Raw genomic sequence first — 24,451 nt, 5'->3', positions numbered from 1 at the left:
AGCGAGATGGCTGACACACAACAGCAGGTCGCGATCGTCGGGTGCGGCATCATCGGCCGCACCCACGCCAAGACCATCGCGGAACGGCCGGACGCGATCGTCACCGCCCTGGTGGACGGTGACGCCGCGGCCCGGGAGGCACTCCAGGCGCAGCTGGTCGAGCTCGGCCAGCCGGAGCCGAAGGTGTACGACGACCTGACCGCGGCGCTGGGTGGGTCGGACGTGTCCCTCGTCGCGATCTGCACCCCGAGTGGCACGCACGCCGCGCTGGCCGAGCAGGCGCTGAACGAGAAGAAGCACGTCGTGATCGAGAAGCCCCTCGACGTCGACCTGGTCCGGGCCCGCCGCCTCGGCGCGGCGGCCACCCGGGCCGGGAGCCATGGCGTGCAGTCGTCGGTGATCAGCCAGCACCGCTTCGACGCCGGCAGCGCCGTGGTCAAGCAGGCGATCGACGCCGGCCGATTCGGGCAGTTGACGTCGTCCGTCGCGTCGGTGGCCTGGTGGCGCAGCGACGAGTACTACGCGTCGGCGGGCTGGCGCGGGACGTGGACGCAGGACGGCGGTGGCGCGCTCATGAACCAGGGCGTCCACACCGTCGACCTGATGCTGTGGTTCATGGGCCGTCCGGTGAGCATCCAGGCCCAGGCGCTGCGGGCTGCGCACCACGCGATCGAGGTCGAGGACACGGTCGTCGCCACGATCACCTTCGAGAACGGCGCCGTCGGCACGCTGCACGCCACCACCGCGGCGTTCCCCGGCGGTCGTACTCGGGTCTCCGTCCACGGCACCGAAGGCGGCGCAGAGGTCGAGGACGACCGCCTCCGCCGGCTGAACGTGGACGGCTCCACCGACGACCAGCCCGTCGACGTCGGCGGCCCCGGCGGCCACAAAGCGCAGTACGACGACATCCTCAAGGCGATCGCCGACGGCACCCCGCCGGCCATCACCGTCCAGGACGCCATCGACGCGCTCGCCACAGTACGAGCCGTCTACATCGCCTCCACCCTCCAACGCCCGGTCAAGTTCGTCGACGTCCTCGAGGGCCGCTACGACGACGTAGACGTCTCCCGCGGCGTCGGTCTCCCGCCTGGCTGACTCGATCTCCAGGCCATCACAATGCGCCGAGCAGAACTCGGCCCAGCGTGTCCACGCTCGCCGACGGCGATTGTGATGGCCTGGGGATCACCTACGCGCCGGGGTCGCGGGAGTTCAGGATGCGTTGGTAGAGGTTGCAGTCCTGCCAGTGGCCGTCGATGTGGAGGTAGGTCGGGGCCATGCCGATCTGGGCGAATCCGGTGCGTTGCAGGACTCGCTGCGAGGCGACGTTGCCGGTGAGAGTGCTCGCCTCGATGCGGTGCAGCTTCAGCTCGGCGTCGGCGATCTCGGCGACGGCGTCGACGGCGCGGGTGGCAAGGCCGCGGCCCAGCACGTCGGCGGCCAGCCAGTATCCGAGCGCCGCGCTACGGAACGGGCCGGGGACCAGGTCGCTCAACGTGATCTGGCCGACGATGCGATCGCCTTCGGCCAGCACCCACGGCACAACCTGGCCGTTCTTGTAGCGCTCGAGCTGGTACGTCATCCGCTCGGCCTGTCCGACGGTGGTGAACCACTTCTCGTCCCGGACCGGCTCCCAGGGCCGGAGATGGTCGCGGCTCCGGGTCTGTGCGTCGGCGAGAGCAGGGGCGTCGTCGAGGGTCGCGATCCGGAGCTCGATCTCCGGCGTCAGCGGGCGGGGTTCGATCACTTCGGCAGCCTACGTGCCTGACTCGATCCCGAGACCCGAGGGGTGAACGCGTCGTGGAAGATCGTCGACGCCGCCCCGACCGCGGCCGCGTCGGTCTGCAGCATCGACTCCTCGACCGCGACCGGCCGGGTCTCCCGTGCCACCGGATGCGCGTTCACCGCGCGCCCGATCTCGGTCAGCAGGATCTCCGAGATCTCCTTGCCGTACGCCGGCCCGCCGAGGACCACGAGATCGATATCGAGCAGATCCACCAGACCGACCGCACCCTGACCGATGACGCGGGCGACCTGCGTGACCGCTTTCACCGCCGCGACGTCCCCGTCGGCCGCCGCCTTGCACACGGCGCGGTACCGCTTGGCCTCGTCGGTCGCGGCCGGATCGGTCTCGACGTACCCGAACTCGCCCGCGATCACCGGCAGCGACGCCGTCGGGTTGCACTCGGGGATCATGCGGGGTCCGTCGGCAGGGTCCCACTCCCCCATCCGCAGCGCCGCGATCTGCCCGAACTCACCGGCGTTGGCCGTGCCGCCGCGGTAGATCGAGCCGTTCAGGATCAGGCCACTGCCGACGCCGGTGCCGAGATAGAGGTACGCGAAGTCCCGCGCCCGCGCCGACCGCCCGATCCACCGCTCGCCGATCGCGGCCGCCGTACCGTCCTTCTCCACCAGCACCGGATGGTTCAGCTTCTGCTGTAGCAGCTGACGGATCTTCAACCCGCGCCAGGCCGGCTGCAACGGCAGCGCGAGCAGCGTCCCGTCCGCATCGATCGGGCCTGGTACGGCGACGCCCACACCGAGCATCGAGGCGAGGTCGATCTGGCTGATGCTGAGCGCCGCGTTCACCGTGGCCGCGGTCAGGTCGATCAGCTTGTCCGCCGCGAGGTCGTCGGCGAGGTCGACCGTTTCGCGCCGCACGATCGTGCCGTCCAGGTCCACCACGGCAACGGTGAGCAGTTCGGGATCGATGTGGATGCCGACCGCGTGCGCCGCTTTCGACCGCAATCGCACCGGCGTCCGCGGCTTGCCGAGCCGCTCCGCGCGCTCCTGCGCCTCCTCGACCAGCAGCCCCTGCTGGAGAAGGAGGCGCAAGATCCGCGACACCGACTGCTGGGTCAGGCCGGTACGGCGGGAGATCTCGGTTCGGCTGATGATGCCGGCCAGCCGGATCGTCTCGATGATCACGGCCTCGTTGAACGAGCCCAGGTCGTACTGGTTCGCGCCCGCGCGCCGCAGCTCGGCGAGTCCCTCGACCGAATCGCTCATCTCCGCCTCCCCGTCTCGTCCCTACTGGCCGTGATCGTACTGCCCAACGCCCGATGTCACGGAGCTTCGAGCGCTCCGTCGATGCGCCGTACCCCGGCCGCCCACTCGTCGTGACCGGACAGTTCCGCCGGATAACGAGCCGCTGCCTCCAGATCGACGTCGATCCCCCAGCCCGGCGCCTCGTTCGGGCGCAGCCAACCGTCCTCGATCCGCAGCGTCCCGGGGAACACCTCGTACGTCGCCTCGTTGTAGATGTGCCCCTCTTGGATGCCGAAGGCAACGGACGTCACGTCCAGCGCGACGTTCGCCGCGGCGCCGATCGGCGAGGTGTCGCCCGGACCGTGCCAGGCCGTCCGTACGCCGGAGATCTCGGCGAGATCGGCCAGCTTGCGGGCCGGGGTGAGACCGCCGATGTCCGAAACATGCGATCGGATGAAATCGACACCGCCGTCCCGGATCAGCCGGACCGCGTCACCGAACGACGTCGTGAGCTCGCCGACGGCCAGCGGCACCGGGGAGGCGGCCCGGACCTCGGGCAGCCGGTCCCACAGCTCCGGCGCGAGCACATCCTCGAGGAAGAACAACCGGTGCGGCTCGAGCGAACGAGCCAGCAGCACCGCCTCCTTCGGCGTCAGCCGCGAGTGCACGTCGTGGAGCAGTTCGATGTTGTCGGGCAGCGCGTGCCGCGCCTCCGCGAACAGCTCCGGCGTGGTCCGCAGGTAGTCCCGCACGGACCAGCCGTTGTGGTACGGCGAGTCCGGGTAGAGCGTCGGCACCTGCGGAGCGCCGTACCCGCCGCCGCCCGGCGTGGAGACCTGCAGCCGGATGTGCCGCCAGCCCTGCGTGATCAGTTTCTGCGCGTGGTCGATCGTGTCCTCGATCGTTCGCCCGCTCGCGTGGATGTAGGTGTCCGCGGCCGCGCGGACCTTGCCGCCGAGCAGCTCATACACGGGCATGCCGGCGCGCTTGCCGGCGATGTCCCACAGCGCCTGGTCGATGCCGGAGATCGCGTTGTTCGTGACCGGACCGCCACGCCAGTACCCGGAGTACGACGCCAGCCGGGTGAGGTCGCCGATGTCACCCGGGTAGCGCCCGACGAGGAGCCGGGACAGGTGCTCGTCGACGAACGTCTGGACGGCCTTCCAGCGCTGCGTGAACGTGGCACACCCGAGCCCGTAGAGGCCCGGTTCGGTGGTGTCGATCTTCACGACCACCAGCGGGATGCCTTGCGGTGCTGTGACGATCGCCTTCACCTCGCGGATCCGGATGTCGTCCCGCGCGGGCCACGGCTGGTCGAAGTTCGAGGGCATTCAAAGCTCCAGGGAGAGGGTGGGGAGGTCGAGTTCGTGCCGGGCCTCGAAGCCGAGCACGGTCCGTACGGCGGTCAGGTCGATCGGCACCTCGCGTCCGGCGAACCGTCGCGACCGTGGCACGTCCGGCGCGTACGCGTCGAGCAGGTCCTCGGTCGGGTACGGCGCGTTGGTGGTGCTCGCGGTCACGAAGAAGGTGTGGGCGCCCGACAACGGCGCGGTCAGTCCGAGCTCGACGGCGTACGCCGCGTCGCGGGTGTCCAGGTAGCTCCAGGCCTCCCGCAGTCCGCTGCCCGGATGCTCCCGGACGTGGTCGGACATCTGCTGCAGCACCTCCGCCGAGTTGACGTGCGGGAACCGGAACGCGACCACGTCGATCCCCCAGCGCCGCCACGCCATCCGCGCGGTGTTCTCGTCGTTCTGCTTCGACAGCGAGTACGCGTCGCCGACATCGCTCGCCGCCTGCTCGTCCCAGGGGAAGTACGGCGGCCGGATCTCGTGCGGGTTGAACGGTACGCCGGTCGCGTTGATGCTGCTCGCGATCACGGCCCGGTCGATGCCGAGCGCACCGGCCTGGGCGAGCACGTTGAACGTCGACACCACGTTGATCGAGTACACCTCGTACGGCGTACCGGCCGAGGGGTGCGGGAGCGCTGCCAGGTGCACGACGTACTCCGCATCCTCCAGCGCATGCGCCACGTCCGTCTCGGACCGGGTGTCGCCGATCAGCACCCGGTCCGCCTTCAGGTCCGGGTGCTCGACGTTCGACAGGGTGGTCACCTTCGCACCCAGCTCGTTCAGGTGCTCGACCGTGACCAGCCCGATCCGGCCGGCGGCCCCCGTCACCAACACCCGCCGACCGTTCAGTTCGTTCACTCCTTAACTCCTCCCGCCATTCCCACGCCGCGCAGGAATTGTTTCTGGAACACCAAGAACAGCACGACAGGTATCAGAACCGCGAGGAACAGCGCGCTCATCTGCAGGGAGATCTCTGTGGTCTTGGCCACCCGCGGCAGGGCGACCGAGATCGGCTGCAGCCGTGGATCCGGCAGTACGAGCAGCGGCCAGAGGTAGTCCTTCCAGGAGCCGATGACGGTCAGGAGCGCGACGACTCCGACGATCGGTTTCGACAGCGGCAGGATCAGTGCGGTGAACAGCCTCAGGTTGCCGGCGCCGTCGATGCGGGCGGCCTCGATCAGTTCGCGTGGGATCGAGTCGAAGTACCGCTTCATCACCAGGATGTTGAACGCGCCGGCCGCTTGCGGCAGCCAGACTGCCCAGAAGGTGTTCTGCAGACTGATCCCGAGCACCGGCATCTTCAGCACCGTCATGTACAGCGGGACGAGCGAGATGACACCGGGCAGGAACAGCGTCGCGAGTACGGCGCCGGTGATGATCAGGCCCCACTTCGGCCGCAGGACGCTCAGTACGAAGGCTCCCGTCGTACACACGAACAGGGTCGAGATCATCGAACCGATCGCGATGATCGCGGTGTTGCCCAGGTACGCGCCGATCTGCACGCGGTTCCAGGCGTCGGGGATGTTCTTCAGCTGGATACCCGACGGCCACAGCTGCATCGGGCCGCGCAGGATGTCCTGACTCGTCGAGACACCGGACTTGAGCAGCCACAGCAGCGGCCCGACACCAGCGATCACCAGGCCAATGAACAGCAGCACCTGGATGGCCGGCAACCCGTAGCGGACAACCGAAACTTTCCGGTCGGAGACGGAGATGATGCCTCGTTCGTCGCTCATGAGATGCTCCAGCGCCGCGTCAGGAAGTGGTAGACGACCGACAGCACGCACAGCACCCCGGCGAGCAGGACGCTGAGGGCGGTGGCGGCGCCGAAGTCGCCGTTGATGAAGGCGTACCGGTAGATCAGCAGCAGGATCGTCGTGGTGGCGTTGTTCGGGCCGCCGCCGGTGAACAGGAACGGCTCGGTGAACACCTGGAACGTCCCGATCAGCTGCAGCAGCATCATGATCAGGATGATTCCGCGGATCTGCGGCAGCGTGACGTGCCAGACCCGCCTCCAGATCCCCGCCCCGTCCAGCTCGGCTGCCTCGTACAACTCCGTCCGTACGCCGGTCAGCGCGGCCAGGTAGATGATCGACGTGGCACCGGCGCCGGCCCAGGTCGCCTCGAGCACGATCGCCGGCATCGCCAGGGTCTGCGAGTTCAGCCAGGCGAACGGCCCGAGCCCGAACCAGCCGAGGATCGAGTTGAACACGCCGGCCCCGCTCGGGTCGTAGAAGAACGTCCACAACAGGATCGCGGCCACCGGTGGTACGACGGCCGGCAGGTAGGAGAGCACGTTGTAGAGCCAGCCGGTCTTGCGCAGCTCGCTGATGAACACGGCCAGGAACAACGGCACCGGGAAGCCGAAGATCAGAGCCAGCAGGCAGAAGTACAGCGTGTTGAGCGCTGCCTGTGGGAGCTGCGGATCGGTCAGCACGTAGCTGAAGTTCGACATCCCGACCCACTCGGGCGGGGCGACCAGGTTGTTCTTCTGGAAGCTGAGCACCAGGCCGCGCACGATCGGGCCCCAGGAGAAGTACAGGAAGATCAGCACCAGGGGCAGGGCGAAGAAGACAGCGCTCAGCCCGCCGGAGCGGTACCAGGTGGCAACACTCCGGCCGGACTTCTGCGTTCGTTGCTGGAACATGGGCTACCGGGCCAGACGCGCGTCGATCTTCGAGGCCGTGTCGCTCAGTAACTTGTCGATGTCCGCGTCCTTCTTCGTGAGCACCTGCTGGACCACCGGGTCGAGCAGCGAGTAGACCTCCTGGCCCTTGTTCGACGGCTCGGGCAGCAGCTTCAGCGTCTTCGTCGAGTCGATGTACCCCTGGAACTGCTTCACCGGGACGTTCACGTACGGCTCACGCCACTTGTTGAACTGGTCGTACGTCTCCTGACTCAGCGGCGTGATCCCCGGCCGGCCGACGAACCCCTTGTCGGCGATCGTGGTCTTGGCGTCCTGCACCGCGACCGACTCGGTCGTGTACTTGTCGAACTGGTCGAACTTGATCCACTTCAGCGCCGCGACGACCTCGTTCTTGGTCGCCTTCGGGCTGATCATCTTCAGCGAGCCACCGGTCAGCGTCCCGTGTGGACCGCCGTCCTGCGGCAGCGCGCCCTCACCGAAGTCGGCGGGCTTCATGCCGAAGTTCTTCACGCTCATGTCGTAGGCGTCCGGCGCCTGCAGGACCATGCCGATCTTCCCGGCCGCGAAGTCCTGCCGGACCTCCTCCTGGTTGTAGAGGAACCTGCTGCCCATCGAGTTGTCGGTCCAGCGCATGTCCTTCAGCAGCTGCAGCGCCTTCTTGGTCGGCGCGTCGTTGAAAGTGCTCTTCTTGCCGTCCTGGCTCTCGACCGTGCCGCCCATGCTGTACGTCATCGTGGTCAGCATCCAGCCACCGGTGTTGTTCGTGGTCAGCTGCGCGTACCCGGCCTTGCCGGTCTTGTCAGCGATCTGCTTGGCGTACTGGCGGACCTCGTCCCACGACGTCGGCGGCTTGTCCGGGTCCAGGCCGGCCTGCGTGAACAGGGCGCGGTTGTAGGCGATGCCGACCGAGAAGACATCGATGGGTACGCCGTAGATCCGGCCGTTCGCGTCCTGGACGATCTTCAGGACGTTCGGGTTCAGGTCCTTGGTCAGGTCGACCAGCTTCAGCTCGTCGGTGATGTCCGGGAGCTGCTTGTTCGGGATCATGTTGGCCGGCTCGGTGAAGCTGATGTTCATCACCGTCGGCAGCGTGCCGCCGGCCACCTGGGCCTGGAAGGTCTGCGCCTCCCACTTCGTCTCGGTCGACTTCACCGTGATGTTCGGGTACTTCGCCGTGAAGTCCTTGACCTTCTGGTCGAACGCCTTGATGTCGTTCGGCTTGTCAGGGGTCGGGCGGTCCCCGATCGTGATGGTGACCGGCGCCTTCTCGTCGATGCCGCCGCCCGCGCCGCCGGACGCGACGGGCGTCGCGTCCTTCGCGCAGCCCGCGGCCGCGAGCACCAGCCCGGCAACCCCCAGGGCAGTCCCGCACCTGCCCCACCTGCTCACTCTCGTCATCGGAACTCCTCAGGTTTCCGGATGCCGCCGATGTGCTCTGAGCCACACACCGGCCAGGTCCCGAGTAAGTTAAACCAAGCGTGTTACTAACTCAAGACCTTGATCGCCATCCGTGCGGAAACGGTTTCGCTCAGGAGTTCAGATCACCAAGCGGCATGAACTTGGGCACCTGCGGATCGGCCAGGAAGTCCAGCAGGATCCGATTCACCAACCCAGGCTTCTCCAACGGCAGCCCGTGCGACGAACCAGGTACGACGGCCACCTGGGCGTCCGGGATCGCACGAGCGACCTCTGCCGTGTGCTCGATCCGCACACAGTCGTCGTCGCCCTGCATGAGCAGTACCGGCATCGGCAGGGTCTCGAGAGCGGCAAGCTCGACATCCGGGAGGGTCGTCCACATCTGAGTCCACTTGGCGAAGACGACGTCGAAGTGCTCAGGGCCATCAGGTGAGAGCGGCTCGTACTGCGGGCGAAAGGCCGTGGCGAGGAACTCCAGGCCCGCGGGCTCGAGGAGTGCCTGGTTGGCAGCTGTGCCGCCGGCGTGGGTCAGTTCGGTGCCGATCAGGACGAGCTTGCGGACGAGGTCCGGCCGGGACAGCGCGAGACTCATCCCGACCTTGCCGCCGTCACTCCACCCGACCACGTGCACCGGCCCGAGCTCGAGTGCCTGGATGAACGCGGCCGTGTCCGCGGCGAAGATCTCCATCGACACCGGCCCGTCAACGTCCGGGGTCCGCCCGTGCCCTCGGCGCTCCGGGATCAAGACCCGGTACTGCGCAGCCAACTCCGGCGCCTGCGCCTGCCAGCTGTCCGCCGTCACTCCCCCACCGTGCAACAGCACAACCGGCTCGCCCGTGCCGAGCTCGTCGTAATACGTCCGCACACCCCGTGCATCGACATCCATGACCGTCGAACGAACCGCACCGACTCCGACGTTCCCGGGAGTAAACCGGTAGTGGTGGTGGTCGGCGGAGGCGAGGATAGGCGCATGCATCTGCGACCGGCGACCGCCGCTGATCTTCCGTTCCTTCTCGAGATGTTGCTCGAGGCGTGCAACTGGGACGGGACTCCTTGGTACGACGAGGCGAAGGCGCGGGGCGACGATCACGCGTGGAGGTACCTCGACGCGTGGCCGCACGCGAATGACTTCGGGGTGGTCGCGGAGGTCGACGGCTCCCCCGCGGGTGCCGCGTGGGCGCGGTTGCTCACCGCGGACCGGCCAGGGTACGGGTACATCGCGGACGACGTACCCGAACTGACCCTGGGTGTGGCGGCCGGCTTCCGGCGGCGCGGGGTCGCCCGGGGCGTGCTGACCGAACTGATCGCACAGGCGCGCGCAGCGTCGTACGGGCAGCTCTCGCTCAGCGTGGACCCGGACAACCCGGCCCGGAACCTCTACGAATCGCTGGGGTTCCGGAAGGTCGGCGTCGTCGGCACCTCCGACACGATGGTGCTCGAGCTTTAACCGAAGCCCCGGACGCGGAACTGCATGACGCGGTACGGCCAGCCGTTGTCGGTGTTCCACTGACTGACCGACAGATGCATGTCCGAGAGCGTCGACCCCGGGATGACGTACCCGCCGTACAGCTGGGCGACATGGTTGTCGTCCTCCGACCCCCACGCGCCGCCGTAGATCAGTGTCTGCCGGTACGCCGTGTAGAGGTTGGACGTCGGCGTGTCCATGATGATGCCGTCGATCCGGTAGTCGCCGGCGTTGAACCACGTCAGCACCCACTTGCCGCCGAGCGGACGCAGGCTCATCTCGCCGAAGCTCCCGGTCAGGATCGGTGTCGCGGGATTGCCCCACGCCCAGACGCCGTCGCGGTACCCCCACGGTTCGTAGGCCGCCGGGTTCGCGATCTGCTCCTGGCGCACGCGCTTGAGGATGATCGGCTTGTTGCGCTGGAACCCGGTCGAGTAGACGTACACGTACCCGTCGTTCCCCAGCCCCCAGGTCAGCAGCTGGAACATCCCGCCGTCGATGTTCGGGTCGAACTTCGCGCCGGTGTGGTACCAGCTCGCGCCCGAGTTGTCGGAGCGCCAGATCTCTGTCCACACGACGTTTCCGAGGCCGTTGTTCACCATCGCGTGCAGGTACATCGACCCGCCGATCGTGATCACGTCCGACGGCAGCACGGTCGAGAACGTCGGATTGTCGTGCGGGTAGTCCCACAACTGCTGCGCCGCGTCTCCCCCGACCGCGCCGGACCACTGCACGCCGCCGTTCAGGTCCGTGGTCGTCGACCACAGCGCGACCGGTGACCGCCACCAGCCGCCGCCGACGTGTGCCTCCTCGAAGGTGTCGCCGAACATGAACAGCAGCCGCCCGTCCGGCGTCCGCGCCGGAATCCCGAGGTCGGTCGCGGCCATCCGGAACCGGTCGGTCAATCCGGGCCCGGTCAGATCGGCGACTTTGTTGGTCAGCACAGCCTGGCTGCTCCCGAAGGCTCGGCCCGGTACGGCGGCCAGTACGCCGGCGCCGACGGCCGCGCGCAAGAACGTGGATCGCTTCATCATCGACTGACTCCCAGGGGGCGGTGGATAGTGGGAAATCGATTGCTCGGCCACCATCCCGCGCCGCTCCGGCGAAGTCAACCCTTTCGTTACCCGTGCACGAGCACGCTGGCGAGCTGGGTGAACTGCTTGCGCTGCGTCGCGTTCAGCTCGTTCAGCAGCTCCGTGACCCGTCGGGCGATCTGCGCCTCCCCCACCTCCGCGAGCCGGCGACCGGCGGGCGTCAGCGCGACCAGGACGCCGCGACCGTCGTGCGGCGACGGCATCCGCTCGACCAGACCGCGCTTCTCCGCCCGCGACACGAGCCCGGTCATCGAGGACTTGTCGAGGCCGAGATGGTTGCCCAGCTCGAGCATCCCCGGCTGCCGGTCCCGCAGGATGCCGAGCAGCCGGATCTGGATGATCGACAGGTCGTGCTCGGCGCCGACCGCGGCGAGGATCCGCTGCACCCGGAAGGACAGCTGTACGACGGCGTCCACGGTGTTCATGCGTCGAAGTCTAGTTGACCTAGTACGTGAGACAAACTATCTTCGGGCAGTAGTACGTGAGTGGTGTTGGTTCCTTGAGCGGGTGACTCAGCTCACTTCGATCGGCTGTCACGGACGAGACCGCAGCGGCATCTCGTGATCGAACAGTCGTTTCCACAGAAGGAGCATGATGACGAACGCGGAGCGGACCACCGTACTGATCACCGGGGCGAACAAGGGCCTCGGCTACGAAACGGCCCGTCGGCTCGGAGAGATGGGCTGGAAGGTTTTCCTCGGTTCGCGTGACGAGGAGCGCGGGCGGGTGGCCGTCGAGAAGTTGGCGGCTGACGGCGTGGACGCGGTGCTGGTCCCGTTGGACGTCACCTCCGACGAGTCCGTGGCCGGCGCCCTGCAGATCGTGTCCGGGCACACCGCACGGCTCGATGTCCTGATCAACAACGCGGGCGCGTCAGGGCATGCCGTCCACCCGGGCGAGGCGACAGCCGACGAGCTGCACGCCGTGTACGACGCCAACGTGTACGGACCGGTGCGGGTCACGCATGCGTTCCTGCCGCTGCTGCAAGCGGCGAGCAACCCGCGGGTGGTGATGGTCTCCAGCGGCGGCGGGGCGTTCAGCGTGATGCTGGACCCGGAGCAGCCGGTGACCAAGATGCACGAACTCGCGTACAGCTCGTCCAAGGCGGCGCTGAACATGCTCACGGTCAGGTACGCGCAGGCGCTGCCGACCATCAAGTTCAACGCCATCACGCCGGGTGAGACCGCGAAGCACACGTTCGCCGCCACCGACATGAACAACCACAAGGGTCAGCTGACCGTCACCGAAGGCACCGACGTGATCATCCGCATGGCCACGCTCGGCCCGGACGGCCCCACCGGTACCTTCGAAGACCGCCTCGGTCCCCTGGGCTGGTGAGCGATCAGTCCTTGCCTGTGGCGACCGGGCGGGTGGGGTCGGTGATCCATTCGGACCAGCTGCCGATGTAGACGGTGGCCGGGAGGCCGGCGGATTCCAGGGCGAGGGCTTCGTGGGCGGCGGTGACGCCGGAGCCGCAGTAGACCGCGGTTTCGGTGGAGGGACTGACGCCGAGTGCGGTGAAGCGCGCCTGGAGGTCGGCGGGCGGGAGGAAGCGCCCGGTCTCGTCGACGTTCGCGGTCGTCGGGGCGTTGACAGCTCCGGGGATGTGGCCGGCCACCGGATCCATCGGCTCGACCTCACCCGCGAACCGCTCGGGCGCCCGTGCGTCCAGCAGGACGCCCTTCGCGGCCACCGCGGCAGCACCGTCGGCGTCGAGCACCGGCAGGTGGCCGGGGGTCGCTGTGAACGTACCGGCACCACCAGCCGGTGCTTCTACGGTGGCCTCTCCCCCGGCGGCCTTCCACGCGGCCAGTCCGCCGTCGAGGACGCGTACGTCGGTCAGCCCGAAGTACCGGAACACCCACCAGGCGCGGGCGGCGGACATCGAGTTGGCGGCGTCGTACACCACGACCGGGGTGTCGGCGGAGCTGATGCCGAGACGGCGGAACGTCTCCGTCACGGTCGTTGCGGAGGGCAACGGGTGCCGGCCGGGGCCGGGGGCGGCGGCGAGCTCGGTGTCGAGGTCCACGAAGTACGCTCCGGGCAGGTGGCCGGCGTCGTACGCCTCCTGGCCGGGCGGGCCGGCCAGGTTCCAGGTGACGTCGACCAGCACCGGAGCGGAGCCGAGCGCCCGCAGGTCGTCAACGGTGATCAACGGGCTCATGACGCAGCTCCTCCGAACGGCAGGACTTCGGGTGACAGGGTGGCGCGGGCGCGGGCCTGGGTGAGGCGGCGGCGGTGATGCCGGCGGCAGAGCACCTCGTACGCGACCTCGTGGTCCAGCGACACGATGTCGCCCACCACCAGTTGCTCGCCCTCGGTCACCATCTCCCCACCGATCGTACGGGCGTTGTGCGTGGCCCGTTCACCGCACCAGCACAACGCCTCGACCTGGAGCAGTTCCATCCGGTCGGCGAGCTCCACCAGCCGCGCCGACCCCGGGAACAGCGTGGCCCGGAAGTCGGTCAGGATGCCGAAGCAGAACACGTCGATCTGCAATTCGTCGACCAGCCGCGCGAGCTGCTCGATCTGCAGCGGGCTGTAGAACTGCGCCTCGTCGCACACCACGTAGTCGATCCGGCCGCCGCGCGTCAGCTCGTTCACGACGTAGTCCCAGAAGTCGAACTCCGTGCGTACCTCGACCGCGTCCGCGGACAGCCCGAGCCGCGACGAGAGCACCGACTCCCCTGCCCGGTCATGACTGGTGAAGATCCTCCCGACCCTCCCGCGTGCCTTGTGGTTGTGATCCATCTGCAGCGCCAGCGTCGACTTGCCGCAGTCCATGGTCCCGGTGAAATAGAGGAGCTCCGCCACGGGCGAACATCCTGCCAAGTCAAAGGTCCCCTGCGCACTCCGGGGTGCACTCCGGAGTGTGTCGGAGCGGTGGGTTGGGTTCTGAGCCTCCGTTCAGCTTGAATGGATTGTGCGCAAAGCCCTGTTCCTCGTCCTCGCGGCCTTCCTGGCCGTCGCCGCCGCCACCCTTCCGGCCGGTGCGGCGCCGGTCCGTTCCGAGGCGGGACTCCGGGCCTACTTCGTGATCACCGCGCCGAACCAGACCGGCAAGGTGACCGGCGCGATCACGCAGAACGGCGGCACGGTCTACGCGACGTACGACGCGATCGGGGTGATCGTGGCGCACTCGACGGCGACCGACTTTGCGGACAAGCTGCGCGGCGTCCAGGGCGTGCAGAAGGCCGGTGCGACCCGGACGACGGACCTGCCTGCGGCCGTCGCGAACCCGGCGATCCCGCCGGCGGTGCCCGAAGTCACGACGGCCCAGCCGGAGACCGACCGCGCCGACATGAGCCAGATCGGTGCGGATCGCGCCTGGGCGAAGAACCCGGGCTCGAAGAGCATCACCGTCGGCGTGCTCGACACCGGAGTGGACGATCAGCACCCGGACCTGAAGGCGAACTTCGACGCGTCGAAGTCGGCGTCCTGCGCGTACGGCAAGGCCGACACCCGGCCGGGCGCGTGGCGGCCGGTCGAGGAGCACGGCACGCACGTGGCCGGGACGATCGCCGGCGCGAAGAACGGCCTCGGGATGGTCGGTGTCGCACCCGGCGTGAAGGTGTCGTCGATCCGCGTGGCCGAGGCCGGCACCTCGCTGTTCTTCCCGGAGAACACGGTCTGCGCGTTCATGTTCGCCGCCGACAAGGGCGTGTCGGTGACGAACAACAGCTACTACACCGACCCTTGGCTGTACAACTGCCCGACCGACAAGGACCAGGACGCGATCGCCGAAGCGGTCCGCCGGTCCGTCGCGTACTCGGACAGCAAGGGTGTGGTGAACATCGCCGCGGCCGGCAACGAGGACGACGACCTGGCCAACAAGACCGACGACCCCTCCAGCCCGGACGACTCGACCCCGGCCGACCGGACCGTCACGAACGACTGCATCAGCCTGCCGACCGAGCTGCCGAACGTCGTCGTGGTCGCGTCGGTGGGCCCGACCGGCGCGAAGTCGCCGTTCTCGAACTTCGGTGAGGGCAAGATCAGCCTCGCCGCCCCGGGCCAGGCCGTGTACTCGACGGTGCCGGGCGGTGGCTACAAGCTCCTCGACGGTACGTCGATGGCGTCGCCGCACGTCGCCGGCGTCGCAGCCCTGCTCCGGAGCGTCGATCCGAGGCTCAACCCGGCCCAGGTCCGCGCCCGGCTCGCCCAGCAGGCCAACGACCTCGCGTGCCCGCCCGTGGCCTCCGGTGAATGTTCCGGGTCCGCGGGGAACAACTCGTACTACGGCGAAGGTCTCGTCGACGCGGCCGAGGCGGTCGGCGCCGCGGCCGCGCAGCCGCAGGGCGCGATCTCGGTCACCCAGCCGTCCGAGCAGCTCGGCGTCGGCGGCATCCCGGCGGTCCCGCTGCTGCTGAAGGGCACCGGCGGCACCGGTGACATCAGCTACTCGGCGAGCGGTCTGCCGCCCGGTCTCACCATCGACGCCGAGCGCGGCTGGATCACCGGCGTGCTGACACCCGGCGCCGGGCGGTACAAGGTGACTGTCACCGCCCGCGACGGCGAAGCGAAGACCGCCACCACCAGCTTCTTCTGGGACGTCTGGAGCTTCTAGTACCCCGCGTCGACGAGCAGCGGGATCTCCATCTCGTCCGGAGTCAACGAGCCGTGCAGGCCGATCAGGTCCGCCTCCTGTGCGTGGCGGCGGCTGGCGACCAGCGCGACCGGGCCGAGCGCCGCAACGATGACGTCCCCGAGTCGCGGTGCCACTCGGTCCTCGACAACCGAACCGAACCAGCCGCGCCCGATCGCCTCGGAGCGTGACAGGACCAGGGCTTTCTCGCCCAGCCGTTCCTTGTAGACGGCGAGTACGTCGGCCTCCGCGCCGGGAACGCAGTACAGGTGACGGAAACGCGACTCCCCACCGATGAGGGTCAGGCCCTCGGTCAGCGCGGGCTCGGCGTCCAGGTCCACGCGGTGCTCGGGGGCGACGTCGATCATGCCGTGGTCGGCGACAACGAGCAGTACGGCGTCACGCGGCAGCGCCGACCGGACCTGTTGGGCGAACGTGTCGGCTGCACCCAGTTCCTTCTGCCACTGCCACGAGTCGCAGCCCTGCTGGTGGCCGATGTAGTCGAGCTGCGAGTCGTACACGTAGACCAGCGACGACTGCCCTTCCCGACTCGCGAAACGGGTCGCGTCCAGACGGTCTTCGACAGTGTCGGCACCGCGGTGTGCGCTCCCCCGGAACGCGGCCGCTGTCAGCCCTGACGTGTCGAACCGCGCCTTGCTCACGTTGCGCGTGGCAACGCCGGCCGCCGCTACCCGATCGAAAACGGTCCCGTGCGGCTGCCAGCGTCGCGGGTCGACCGGCGCGTCCCAGGACAGCGCGTTCAGCAGGGCGCCGGTTTCCGGGACGATCGACGTGTAGCCGACGATGCCGTGCGCACCCGGCGGCAGACCCGTGCCGAGGCTCGTGAGGCTGACAGCAGTCGTCGACGGCACTCCTGCGGTCAGGCTGCGGCTCTTCGGAATCAGCGACGACATGTACGGCGCGGCGTCGCCGTACCGCTGCAGGAGCCTCCAGCCGAGTCCGTCCAGCAGGAGGACGGCATACCGGGAGGCGGGTGGCAGGCCGAGGAGGTTGGTCTCCCCCGGCACCGACAGCGCGCCGGCCACCGACGGCAGCACGTCCGCGAGCGCGCCGCCGCCGTACTGCGGCGAAACCGGCTGGATCACGGCGCTACCTGCTGGTGGTCGCGAACGAGAGTGCCTTCGCGAACTCGAGCACCTGCTGGATCCCGGCCGGACCGTCGGCCGCGGCGCTGATCCGCAGCGAGATGTCGTCGGCCGCGACCGAGCCGGTGTAGCCGTGGTCGGCCTCGCAGTTCGGGTCCGCGCACACGGCCGGCTCGAGATCGATCCGGTTCACCATGCCCCAGCCGATGGTCAGCACCACCTCACCGCTGCCCGCCACCGCCGGGTCGGCCTTGCCGGTGGCATAGCCCGCCGGGTTCGGTACGACGCGGTTCACGACGACGGCGTTCACCCGCTGCAGCGGGATCGCCTCGGTCGAGGTGGACGCGTACGGCGCGCGGATCAGTTCGTCGGCAGCGTGCTCGTCGGTGTGGCCGACGATCAGCCGGGTCGGGGTGAGCGCCAGGATCGTGATGTGCCGCCGGACCTCGTCGCGGTCGAACGTCGGCTCGTGCTGCAGCACATAGGCCCGGATCGGTTCGCCGGCGACCGCCACCTCGAGCGAGTCGGTCACCACGTCGGGGTAATAGCCGCACCGATCGATCGCGTCGCGCAGGTCCGCCGACGTGTCCGCGAGCTCCGGAGTATTCAGGTCACGCATGCCCTCATCCTCGCACGATCGCGCCCCGGAGCGTTTCACCCTTGTGGACAACCGCGATCAGTTCGCACTTGCCTTCCGCAGGACCGGTGCACCGGCAGCGCCTGCGACGGTGACCAGGGCGAGCCCCGCGACGACCTGCCCGAGCAGCAGCAGTACGCCGGAGCTGCCCTCAGTAGCGATCTTGCCGCCGCTCAACGCCAGCCCGCACAGCGCGCCGAACCCCACGACGGGCAGGCCGACAGCGACGACCGGTACGACGGCGGCGACTCGAGCCGCTCGCTCGATCACCGACAGCGGTACTCCGGACCGCCGTAGCGCCCGTGCAGGAGCTGCCTGGTCCAGCGCCGTACCCACTGCTCCCGCTGCGGTTGAGGCAGCCACGGTCAGGAAGACCAACGAGAGCAGCAATGCGACACCGATCCGCATGTCGTTGAAGGTCGGGTCGTCTTCGCCAGAGGGCATGAACACCGAGATGAAGCCAGTGACGAAGCCAGACAGCACTAGAGCGGCCACGGGTCGGAACGCAGCCTTTGGGTCGTCTACCAGGCGTCGACCGGCCAGCAACGTCACAGGTCCGTTTGCTGCCTTCGCCATCGCCTTACCCACCAACTGCACCGCCCACGGTCCGACCACGCGTACGGCGAGTGCCGCGAAGCCGACCGCGATCAGCAACGGCAGCACGGCTCCCCGCATCCCGTAGTACGCCAGCATGACCGGACCGATGACCAGCAACCCGATGCGCAGCACGCTGAGGCCCTTGCGCGTTTGGCCGCGTACGACGCCCAGCGGGGTGATGCTGACGCGTCCGAGGCCGATGAGCGCACTGATGACGGACAGAACGGGTACGGCGACCAGCACGACGAGGACTGTCCACCACTGCACTGTGATGTCACCGACGTACCAGCGTCCGCCACCGAGTGGGATCTGCGCAATCAGGGGACTCAGAACGGTGTAGCCGACCAGACCGACGACTGCACCTGCCGCAGCGAGCACGGCTTGTTCTACTGCGCTCAACCAGAGCACCTGGGTCCGGGTGGCGCCGGCGAGACGCAGTGCGGCCAGTCGGTGCTCGCGACGCTTGGCTGCGACACCAGCGGCCTGTCCGACGAGACTCAGGATCGGGAACAACACCAGGATGATGCCGAACGCCACCGCGATCAGCAGACCGAGCATGCGGCTGTCCCAGACGTTCTCGTTCCAGCTGCTGACGTACTGCGGGTGCTGGTCGGCAGTGATCGTCTGGACGCCGCGGATGATGATGAACTCTTCTGGCGACGAGAGGCCCTTGTCACTGATCACACCGGTCGGCTTGTCCATACCGTCATGGCCGTACTGCTTGCTGAGGCTGGACCAGCGTTTGGCGACCTCAGGCGAGACGAAGACCTCGCCGGGCTTGGGTGTGTGGTCGAAGCCGGGCGGTGGCGCGACCTCGTTGGGGCGGAGGACCGCGAGGTCGAGAACGCTGAGGCGGTGGCCGTCGACGCGCTGGTCGTCGTCCAGGTTCAGCGAGCCGATCGCGGTCGCCGGGTCAGCCTTGTCCGCACTCCGCCACCCGATCCGTTCGGATCGTTGCGACAAGCCGAGCGAGCCGGCAATGAGAAACGTGACCAAGAGCGCGACCACCGCAGTCGCGCCGAACGCCGCCAGGTTCGCAGCACGCCCGCCCGGCCCTGGCCGTCGTACAAACCGCAGGCCGAGCTCAGTCATCGGATTCATCGCACGGCTCCCATGGCATCGCTGACTCGTCCGTCGACGATGTGGAGGGCTCGGTGGCAACGGGCCGCTACGGCGTTGTCGTGGGTGACGACGACTACTGCGGCGCCGCGGTAGGTCGCGGCGCCTACGAGCAGGTCGATGACCTGTGAGCCGGTGGCGGCGTCCAATGCACCGGTTGGTTCGTCGGCGAACACCACCTGCGGCTCGCCGACCAGTGCGCGCGCGATGGCCACCCGCTGCGCCTGACCGCCGGACAACTCACCCGGTCGACGACCGACCTCAGCGGCCAGCCCGACCTGGGCGAGCGTCGCCCGCGCCCGTCCGATCGCCTCGCGCCGGCTCAGACCGTCCACCATCAGCGGCAGGGCGACGTTCTCGTCCGCGGGCAGTTCGGCGAGCAGCTGGTTGTCCTGGAACACGAAGCCGAGACGGCGACGGCGCAGCACCGTCCGGGCGGCGTCGTTCAGCTGGTCGACACGTTCACTGCCCAGCCACACCTCGCCCTGGTCCGGCGTGAGGATGCCGGCGAGCACGTGCAGCAGGGTGGTCTTGCCGTTGCCACTCGGGCCCATGACCGCGAGCGCTTCGCCGGACCGGACGGCGACGTCCACTCCGGCCAAGCCGACCACGCTGCCGTAGTGCTTGACCAGGCCGTGCCCGCTCAACACAACCTGCGACTGGGGACTCTGAAAGTTCATGCCCAGAGCCTGTCGCGATCCCCGCCCGCGATCGTCGGCCCGCAGACGGGTCTTGCGGTCGCATTCCGGTGCCTTTCGACAGTACGGCGTACGACCCAAGTCGTACGTCAATCAGTAGGAAACGCCGACGGATAGGCGTCGCGGTAGCTGGGGATCGTCCCGGCCGGGGTCTGCACCGACTCGGCGTTCAGCATCGCGTGCACGATCGCCCGCGACAGCGTCCGCGCGCCGGCGGCGTACACGGTCTCCAGCTGGCCGAGCGCGGTCGGGTCGGTCACGCTCAGCCGCGGCTCGTCCGACGTCTGGGTCGAGAGCGCGAAGATGCTGTCGCCGTCGACGAGGGTGTGGATCGGGTCGATCGCCCGCGCCAGCCCGTCGTGCGCGATCATCGCCATCCGGTGGGTCGCGGCCTTGTCCAGCGGTACGTCGGTGGCCACGATCGCGATGACCGTGTTCATCGACGGGCCCGGGATGAGGTTGCGTCCCGGCGCGGCGGGAGGCGGCGGCTCGACCGGGGTCCGCAGGTGCGCGAACTCGTCGCCGAGTCCGAGACGGGCGCCGTACAGGTTGCCGTCGGCATCGACCGTGGAGCCGGCCGCGTTCACGATCACCAGTGCGCCGACCGTCGTACCGTCGTCGAGCCGGACGCTCGCCGAGCCGACGCCGCCCTTCAGCGAACGGGCCCGGGCGCCGGTCCCGGCGCCATGGTTGCCCAGGGCAACCGGACCGTCGGTGGCGGCGGCGATCGCGTCCGCTCCCCAGGACGGCTCGGGCCGGGCCTTGAAGTCGCCGCCGCGGGCGAGGTCGAAGATCACCGCGGCCGGGACGATCGGCACCACGTCGTACTCGCCCTGGCCGACGCGGACGCCCTCGCCGCGCTCCTCCAGCCAGCGCATCACACTGCCGGCCGTGTCGAGCCCGAACGCGCTGCCGCCGGTCAGGACGATCGCGTTCACGCCGCCGTTCGAGTTCACCGGTGCGAGCAGGTCGGTCTCGCGGGTGCCGGGTGCGCCACCGCGGACATCGACCCCGGCGACGGCCGTTCCCGGCACGTGCACCACCGTCGTGCCGGTCAGGTACGGCGGGTCGACGCGTTCGACCTGACCGACCAGGACTCCAGGGACATCGGTGATCGCGTTCTGCGGTCCGGGCTGCATGCGCCCGATCTTTTCATGCCGATATCGGGTTGCGGTGAGCGTTAGCGTGAAAGACATGAACACCGATCAGCTCTGTGGTCTGCTGGCCGAACCGTCGAGGTTGCGGACGTACTCCGCCATCGTCCTCGGCGCCTCCACTCCCGGGCAGGTTGCCGGGAGCACCGGACTCCCCGAGCCGGTCGTGGTGAAGGCGCTGCAGCGGCTGACCAAGGGCGGGCTGATCACGGCGGACCGGGACGGGTTCACGGCTGACGAGGGCGCGTTCAAGGACGCCGTACGGGAGAGCCGGCCGGAGCGGGTTCCGCTGGATGCCGATCCGGCGCGCGACAACGTGCTGAAGTCGTTCGTCCGCGACGGACGGCTGACCCACTTCCCGACGTTCCCGGACAAGTACCAGATCGTCCTCGAGTACATCGTGCAGAGCTTCGAGGTAGGTCGCCCGTACCCCGAAGCCGAGGTCAACGAGCTCCTCAACCGCTGGCACCCCGACCACGCCGCCCTCCGCCGAGGCCTCGTCGACGCCAAGCTTCTCAACCGCGAAAACAGCATCTACACACGCACGCGATAAGCGGGTCGCTCTCCTCGGCTGAGCCTAGGTTTTGCAGGGCGACAGTACGTATACGTCCACTGTCGGGCGATTCGGTCTGCGACCCGGTGCGCGGTGACGGGTAGTAGACATATACGTACTGTCGACCTGCAGCTGTTGACGGACTGCACCTACAGGTGAGTGCGGGCGGTGAGCGAAGTTCTGATGGGCTGCGACCTGACGTTGATGGTGGTTGGTAGGAGGGTTTTTCCTGCGATAGCGCCAGAAACCCTCCACTGATTTGCTGGAAACCCTCCGCCAAAGCGAGCCAGGCCGCCGCGCCTGGGACCGACGAACAGTGGGTCGTGGTGGGTCCTGACGACGGGGTCAGGTGAGTCGGCGGGCCGGGGTGTCCTGGCGGGGCTTCTCGTTCGGGGCGATGCGGATCCTGGTGTCGAGGACGGTCGCACCCTGGGCGGCGACCAGGACCGAGCGGAGGTCCAGGCGGACGACCTCCTCGAGGTCGAGCGTCAGGCGGGACACCCGGTGCAGGAGGTCCTCGATCGCCGGGATGTCCACGGGGTCCGAGCCGCGGTAGCCGTACAGCAGCGGCGCGGCCTTCACCTCGCGCACCATCTCGGCCGCGTCGCGGGTGGTGAGCGGCGGCATCCGGTACGAGCGGTCGCCGAGCAGATCCGTCGCGACGCCGGACAGCCCGAACGTCACCACCGGCCCGAACGACACGTCCTCGATCGTCGAGATCACCACCGGTACGCCCGGCGGCGCCATCTTCTGTACGACGAACTGCGCCCGCCCCGGGTCCGACGCGACCCCGAACGTGTGCGTCATCTCCGCCCAGGCCGCGCGCATGTCTTCCTCGTCGTGGATGTGCCGCCAGATGTCGGCGAGGTCCGGCCGCATCCGCCACTGCTCTGCGGTCGCCTTCAGGATCACCTCGAACCCGAGGTCCGCGGCCCGGTCGACGGCCTCGTCCGCGGACAGCACCGGGAACGCCGGCAGCACCGAGATCCCGTAGAAGGTCAGCAGCCGCTGCCGGTCGGCCTCGTCGAGGTCCGCGCCTGATGGGTGCCGCTGCAGGAACTCCGCGACGAAGTCTTCTCCCCCGGCGGTGTCGATGTCCGGCAGGTCCGGGATCCGGCTGTCCGACCGGCGCCGCCACTCGGCGTACTGCGTCGCCTTCGCCAGCGCGCCGACGGCGTACTGCGGGTTGAGGAACGACGGGATCGAGCCACGCGCAGCGCCGCCGTCTTCGTCCGGGACCTGCAACTCGGCGGGCACGCTCCGGGACGCGAGGAACGTCGACACCACCGGCTTGTCCGAGCCCGCGGCGGCCGCGGCGAGCACCTGCGCAACCTCGCCGCCGTTCGACTGGACCGGCGGTGTGTAGATCACGACGACCGAGTGCACCTTGTCGTCGGCGAACACCTCGGACAGCGCGAGACCGAAGTCGGACGGAGTCGCGTCGGCGCTCAGGTTCCGCGGGTCCCCCGCGACGTCGAGGCCGCAGCCGGCCATGGTGTCGAGGGCGAGCAACGTCAGCGCGTCCGAGTTCGAGACGATCGCGACCCGGCGGCCCTTCGGCAACGGCTGGTGGGCGAGCAGCTGGGCGACATCGAACAGCTCGCCGGTGGTGTCCACGCGGATCAGGCCGCTCTGCCGGAACATCGACTCGATGCTCTCCGGCGGCAAATGGCTGCGCCGGACGAGCTGTCCGACCGGCACGCCCTGGGTGGCGCGCCCGGACTTCAGCGCGATCACCGGCTTCCGCCCGGCGAGCCGTCGCGCCACCCGGCTGAACTTGCGCGGATTGCCGAGCGACTCCAGGTACAGCAGGACGACCTCGGTCGCCTCGTCGGAGTACCAGTACTGCATCAAGTCGTTGCCCGAGACATCCGCCCGGTTGCCGGCCGACACGAAGCTCGACAGCCCGAGACCACGCCCGACCATGTCGGCGAGGATCGGTACGCCGAGCGCACCCGACTGGCAGAAGAACGCGACCCGGCCCTTGCTCGGCATCAGCGGTGACAGCGTCGCGTTCAGCGAGACGCCGCTCGCGGTGTTGATCAGACCGAGCGCGTTCGGCCCGATCACCCGCATGCCGTAGGACCGCGCGAGACCCACCAGGTACCGCTGCCGCTTGCGCCCCTCGTCACCGATCTCCGCGAACCCGCTCGACACCACGACCAGCCCGCGCACACCCTTCGCCGCGCAGTCCAGCACGACGTCGGCGACCATGTCCGCCTTGACCGCGACCACCGCGAGGTCGACGGTGTCCTCGACCTCCCGGATCGTCGGGTACGCCGGGACGCCCTCGATCTCGGGCGCTTTCGTGTCGGTGTTCACGGCGTACAGCCGCCCGGGGAAACCGCCGTCGCGGAGGTTGCGCAGCAGCGCGTTGCCGATCGTGCCCTCGCGGCGGCTCGCGCCGATCACGGCGACCGACGACGGGGTCAGCAACCGCGCGATCGACAGCGCCTCGGAGCGCTGCTCGCGGGCCTGCATCACCCCGAACGACGTGTCGGTCGGCGCGATGTCGAACTCGACCATGATCACGCCGTCCTCGAACTCCCGGGCGACCTTGTACCCGGCCTCGGTGAAGACCGTGATCATCTTCCGGTTGTCCGGCAGCACCTCGGCGACGAACCGGTGGATGCCGTTCTCCCGGGCCGCCTGCGCCAGGTGCTCGAGCAGGAGCTGCCCGAGTCCGCGGCCCTGGTGCGCGTCCTCGATCAGGAACGCGACTTCCGCCGTGTGCCGGCCGGTGCCCTCGTAGCGTCCGACGCCGATCATCTCGTCACCGACCGTGACGATCAGCGCCAGCCGCTGGTGGTAGTCGACCTGCGTGAACCTCGCCACGTCTCGGTCGGACAGTTCCGGGTACGGGGCGAAGAAGCGGTAATACTTCGACTGTTCGGACACCCGCGCGTAGAACGCCACCAGCAGCGCGGCATCGTCCGGCGTGATCGGCCGCAGGTGAGCGGTCGCGCCGTCCCGCAGGACGACATCGGCCTCGTACTCCGCCGGATAGCCGTCCGGAGGCTCGTGGTCATACTGGCCCTTGGTCATG

At 68.8% G+C, this 24,451-nt stretch carries 23 protein-coding genes; 5 read left to right on the top strand and 18 right to left on the bottom strand.

The window, feature by feature from the left end:
- The first annotated feature begins 6 nt into the window (after nucleotides 1-6).
- The gene (locus E0H45_RS15490; protein ID WP_131338040.1) at nucleotides 7-1,095 is read left to right on the top strand and encodes a Gfo/Idh/MocA family protein; all 1,089 of its coding nucleotides are present in this window, start codon (nucleotides 7-9) and stop codon (nucleotides 1,093-1,095) included.
- Between the two features lie 91 nt (nucleotides 1,096-1,186).
- Here the strand turns inward: E0H45_RS15490 and E0H45_RS15485 are convergent, their stop codons facing one another.
- From E0H45_RS15485 to E0H45_RS15450, 8 genes are all read right to left on the bottom strand, one after another.
- Nucleotides 1,187-1,744 (bottom strand): GNAT family N-acetyltransferase, encoded by a 558-nt coding sequence (locus E0H45_RS15485; protein ID WP_131338039.1) that lies wholly within the window; start codon nucleotides 1,742-1,744, stop codon nucleotides 1,187-1,189.
- A complete protein-coding gene (locus E0H45_RS15480; protein ID WP_131338038.1) occupies nucleotides 1,741-3,006 on the bottom strand; it encodes an ROK family protein in 1,266 nt (421 codons plus the stop codon). The genes E0H45_RS15485 and E0H45_RS15480 overlap by 4 nt, the downstream gene beginning before the upstream one ends.
- A gap of 56 nt (nucleotides 3,007-3,062) precedes the next feature.
- Nucleotides 3,063-4,316 (bottom strand): enolase C-terminal domain-like protein, encoded by a 1,254-nt coding sequence (locus tag E0H45_RS15475; RefSeq protein ID WP_131338037.1) that lies wholly within the window; start codon nucleotides 4,314-4,316, stop codon nucleotides 3,063-3,065.
- The gene (locus E0H45_RS15470; protein ID WP_238155024.1) at nucleotides 4,317-5,192 is read right to left on the bottom strand and encodes an NAD-dependent epimerase/dehydratase family protein; all 876 of its coding nucleotides are present in this window, start codon (nucleotides 5,190-5,192) and stop codon (nucleotides 4,317-4,319) included.
- Nucleotides 5,189-6,070 carry a carbohydrate ABC transporter permease gene (locus tag E0H45_RS15465; protein WP_131338036.1) on the bottom strand — a complete coding sequence of 294 codons (882 nt, stop codon included), beginning with the start codon at nucleotides 6,068-6,070 and terminating at the stop codon, nucleotides 5,189-5,191. Before E0H45_RS15465 ends, E0H45_RS15470 begins: the two co-directional genes overlap by 4 nt.
- Nucleotides 6,067-6,981: a carbohydrate ABC transporter permease gene (locus E0H45_RS15460; protein WP_131338035.1), complete on the bottom strand. Its 915-nt coding sequence runs from the start codon at nucleotides 6,979-6,981 to the stop codon at nucleotides 6,067-6,069. The genes E0H45_RS15465 and E0H45_RS15460 overlap by 4 nt, the downstream gene beginning before the upstream one ends.
- A 3-nt stretch (nucleotides 6,982-6,984) precedes the next feature.
- Nucleotides 6,985-8,379, bottom strand: a complete 1,395-nt coding sequence (locus tag E0H45_RS15455; RefSeq protein ID WP_131338034.1) for an ABC transporter substrate-binding protein — start codon at nucleotides 8,377-8,379, stop codon at nucleotides 6,985-6,987.
- Between the two features lie 130 nt (nucleotides 8,380-8,509).
- The gene (locus E0H45_RS15450; protein ID WP_131338033.1) at nucleotides 8,510-9,283 is read right to left on the bottom strand and encodes an alpha/beta fold hydrolase; all 774 of its coding nucleotides are present in this window, start codon (nucleotides 9,281-9,283) and stop codon (nucleotides 8,510-8,512) included.
- An 84-nt stretch (nucleotides 9,284-9,367) separates the two neighbouring features.
- Between E0H45_RS15450 and E0H45_RS15445 the strand changes: the two genes are divergently transcribed.
- A complete protein-coding gene (locus E0H45_RS15445; protein ID WP_131338032.1) occupies nucleotides 9,368-9,844 on the top strand; it encodes a GNAT family N-acetyltransferase in 477 nt (158 codons plus the stop codon).
- On the opposite strand, the gene E0H45_RS15440 is transcribed toward E0H45_RS15445, so the two are convergent.
- Nucleotides 9,841-10,896, bottom strand: a complete 1,056-nt coding sequence (locus E0H45_RS15440; RefSeq protein ID WP_202872349.1) for a DUF4185 domain-containing protein — start codon at nucleotides 10,894-10,896, stop codon at nucleotides 9,841-9,843. The genes E0H45_RS15445 and E0H45_RS15440 overlap by 4 nt on opposite strands.
- Before the next feature lie 86 nt (nucleotides 10,897-10,982).
- Nucleotides 10,983-11,381 carry a MarR family winged helix-turn-helix transcriptional regulator gene (locus E0H45_RS15435; protein WP_131338031.1) on the bottom strand — a complete coding sequence of 133 codons (399 nt, stop codon included), beginning with the start codon at nucleotides 11,379-11,381 and terminating at the stop codon, nucleotides 10,983-10,985.
- A gap of 166 nt (nucleotides 11,382-11,547) precedes the next feature.
- Between E0H45_RS15435 and E0H45_RS15430 the strand changes: the two genes are divergently transcribed.
- A complete protein-coding gene (locus E0H45_RS15430) occupies nucleotides 11,548-12,294 on the top strand; it encodes an SDR family NAD(P)-dependent oxidoreductase (protein WP_238155023.1) in 747 nt (248 codons plus the stop codon).
- 4 nt (nucleotides 12,295-12,298) lie between these two features.
- On the opposite strand, the gene E0H45_RS15425 is transcribed toward E0H45_RS15430, so the two are convergent.
- Together E0H45_RS15425 and E0H45_RS15420 are read right to left on the bottom strand one after the other, a co-directional pair.
- On the bottom strand, nucleotides 12,299-13,120 hold the full coding sequence (locus tag E0H45_RS15425; protein ID WP_131338030.1) for a sulfurtransferase: 822 nt from the start codon (nucleotides 13,118-13,120) through the stop codon (nucleotides 12,299-12,301).
- Entirely contained in the window at nucleotides 13,117-13,770 is a 654-nt protein-coding gene (locus tag E0H45_RS15420) for a thymidine kinase (protein WP_131338029.1), read from the bottom strand. Before E0H45_RS15420 ends, E0H45_RS15425 begins: the two co-directional genes overlap by 4 nt.
- Before the next feature lie 109 nt (nucleotides 13,771-13,879).
- Here E0H45_RS15420 and E0H45_RS15415 point away from each other — a divergent pair, with 109 nt between their 5' ends.
- Nucleotides 13,880-15,523, top strand: coding sequence for a S8 family peptidase (locus E0H45_RS15415; RefSeq protein WP_238155022.1), 1,644 nt, complete (start codon nucleotides 13,880-13,882; stop codon nucleotides 15,521-15,523).
- On the opposite strand, the gene E0H45_RS15410 is transcribed toward E0H45_RS15415, so the two are convergent.
- The 5 genes from E0H45_RS15410 to E0H45_RS15390 all read right to left on the bottom strand — a co-directional run bounded on the left by E0H45_RS15410 (nucleotide 15,520) and on the right by E0H45_RS15390 (nucleotide 20,837).
- On the bottom strand, nucleotides 15,520-16,647 hold the full coding sequence (locus tag E0H45_RS15410; RefSeq protein ID WP_131338027.1) for an alkaline phosphatase family protein: 1,128 nt from the start codon (nucleotides 16,645-16,647) through the stop codon (nucleotides 15,520-15,522). The genes E0H45_RS15415 and E0H45_RS15410 overlap by 4 nt on opposite strands.
- Before the next feature lie 4 nt (nucleotides 16,648-16,651).
- Entirely contained in the window at nucleotides 16,652-17,266 is a 615-nt protein-coding gene (locus E0H45_RS15405; RefSeq protein WP_131338026.1) for a DUF5998 family protein, read from the bottom strand.
- A 57-nt stretch (nucleotides 17,267-17,323) separates the two neighbouring features.
- Nucleotides 17,324-18,982: an FtsX-like permease family protein gene (locus E0H45_RS15400; RefSeq protein WP_131338025.1), complete on the bottom strand. Its 1,659-nt coding sequence runs from the start codon at nucleotides 18,980-18,982 to the stop codon at nucleotides 17,324-17,326.
- A complete protein-coding gene (locus E0H45_RS15395; RefSeq protein WP_202872348.1) occupies nucleotides 18,979-19,680 on the bottom strand; it encodes an ABC transporter ATP-binding protein in 702 nt (233 codons plus the stop codon). Before E0H45_RS15395 ends, E0H45_RS15400 begins: the two co-directional genes overlap by 4 nt.
- A gap of 107 nt (nucleotides 19,681-19,787) precedes the next feature.
- Complete coding sequence (locus E0H45_RS15390; RefSeq protein ID WP_131338024.1) at nucleotides 19,788-20,837, bottom strand: P1 family peptidase; 1,050 nt, start codon at nucleotides 20,835-20,837, stop codon at nucleotides 19,788-19,790.
- Nucleotides 20,838-20,892: 55 nt separating this feature from the next.
- On the opposite strand from E0H45_RS15390, the gene E0H45_RS15385 reads away from it, so the two are divergent.
- Nucleotides 20,893-21,405 carry a DUF2087 domain-containing protein gene (locus E0H45_RS15385; protein ID WP_131338023.1) on the top strand — a complete coding sequence of 171 codons (513 nt, stop codon included), beginning with the start codon at nucleotides 20,893-20,895 and terminating at the stop codon, nucleotides 21,403-21,405.
- A gap of 345 nt (nucleotides 21,406-21,750) precedes the next feature.
- Here E0H45_RS15385 and E0H45_RS15380 read toward each other — a convergent pair whose 3' ends face one another.
- On the bottom strand, nucleotides 21,751-24,450 hold the full coding sequence (locus E0H45_RS15380; RefSeq protein WP_131338022.1) for a bifunctional acetate--CoA ligase family protein/GNAT family N-acetyltransferase: 2,700 nt from the start codon (nucleotides 24,448-24,450) through the stop codon (nucleotides 21,751-21,753).
- Nucleotide 24,451: the final 1 nt, after the last annotated feature.

This window comes from Kribbella soli, from assembly GCF_004331345.1.
GTDB lineage: Bacteria > Actinomycetota > Actinomycetes > Propionibacteriales > Kribbellaceae > Kribbella > Kribbella soli.
The sequence above is the reverse complement of the archived record's forward strand: the minus strand, read 5'-3'. Positions and strand labels throughout refer to the sequence as shown.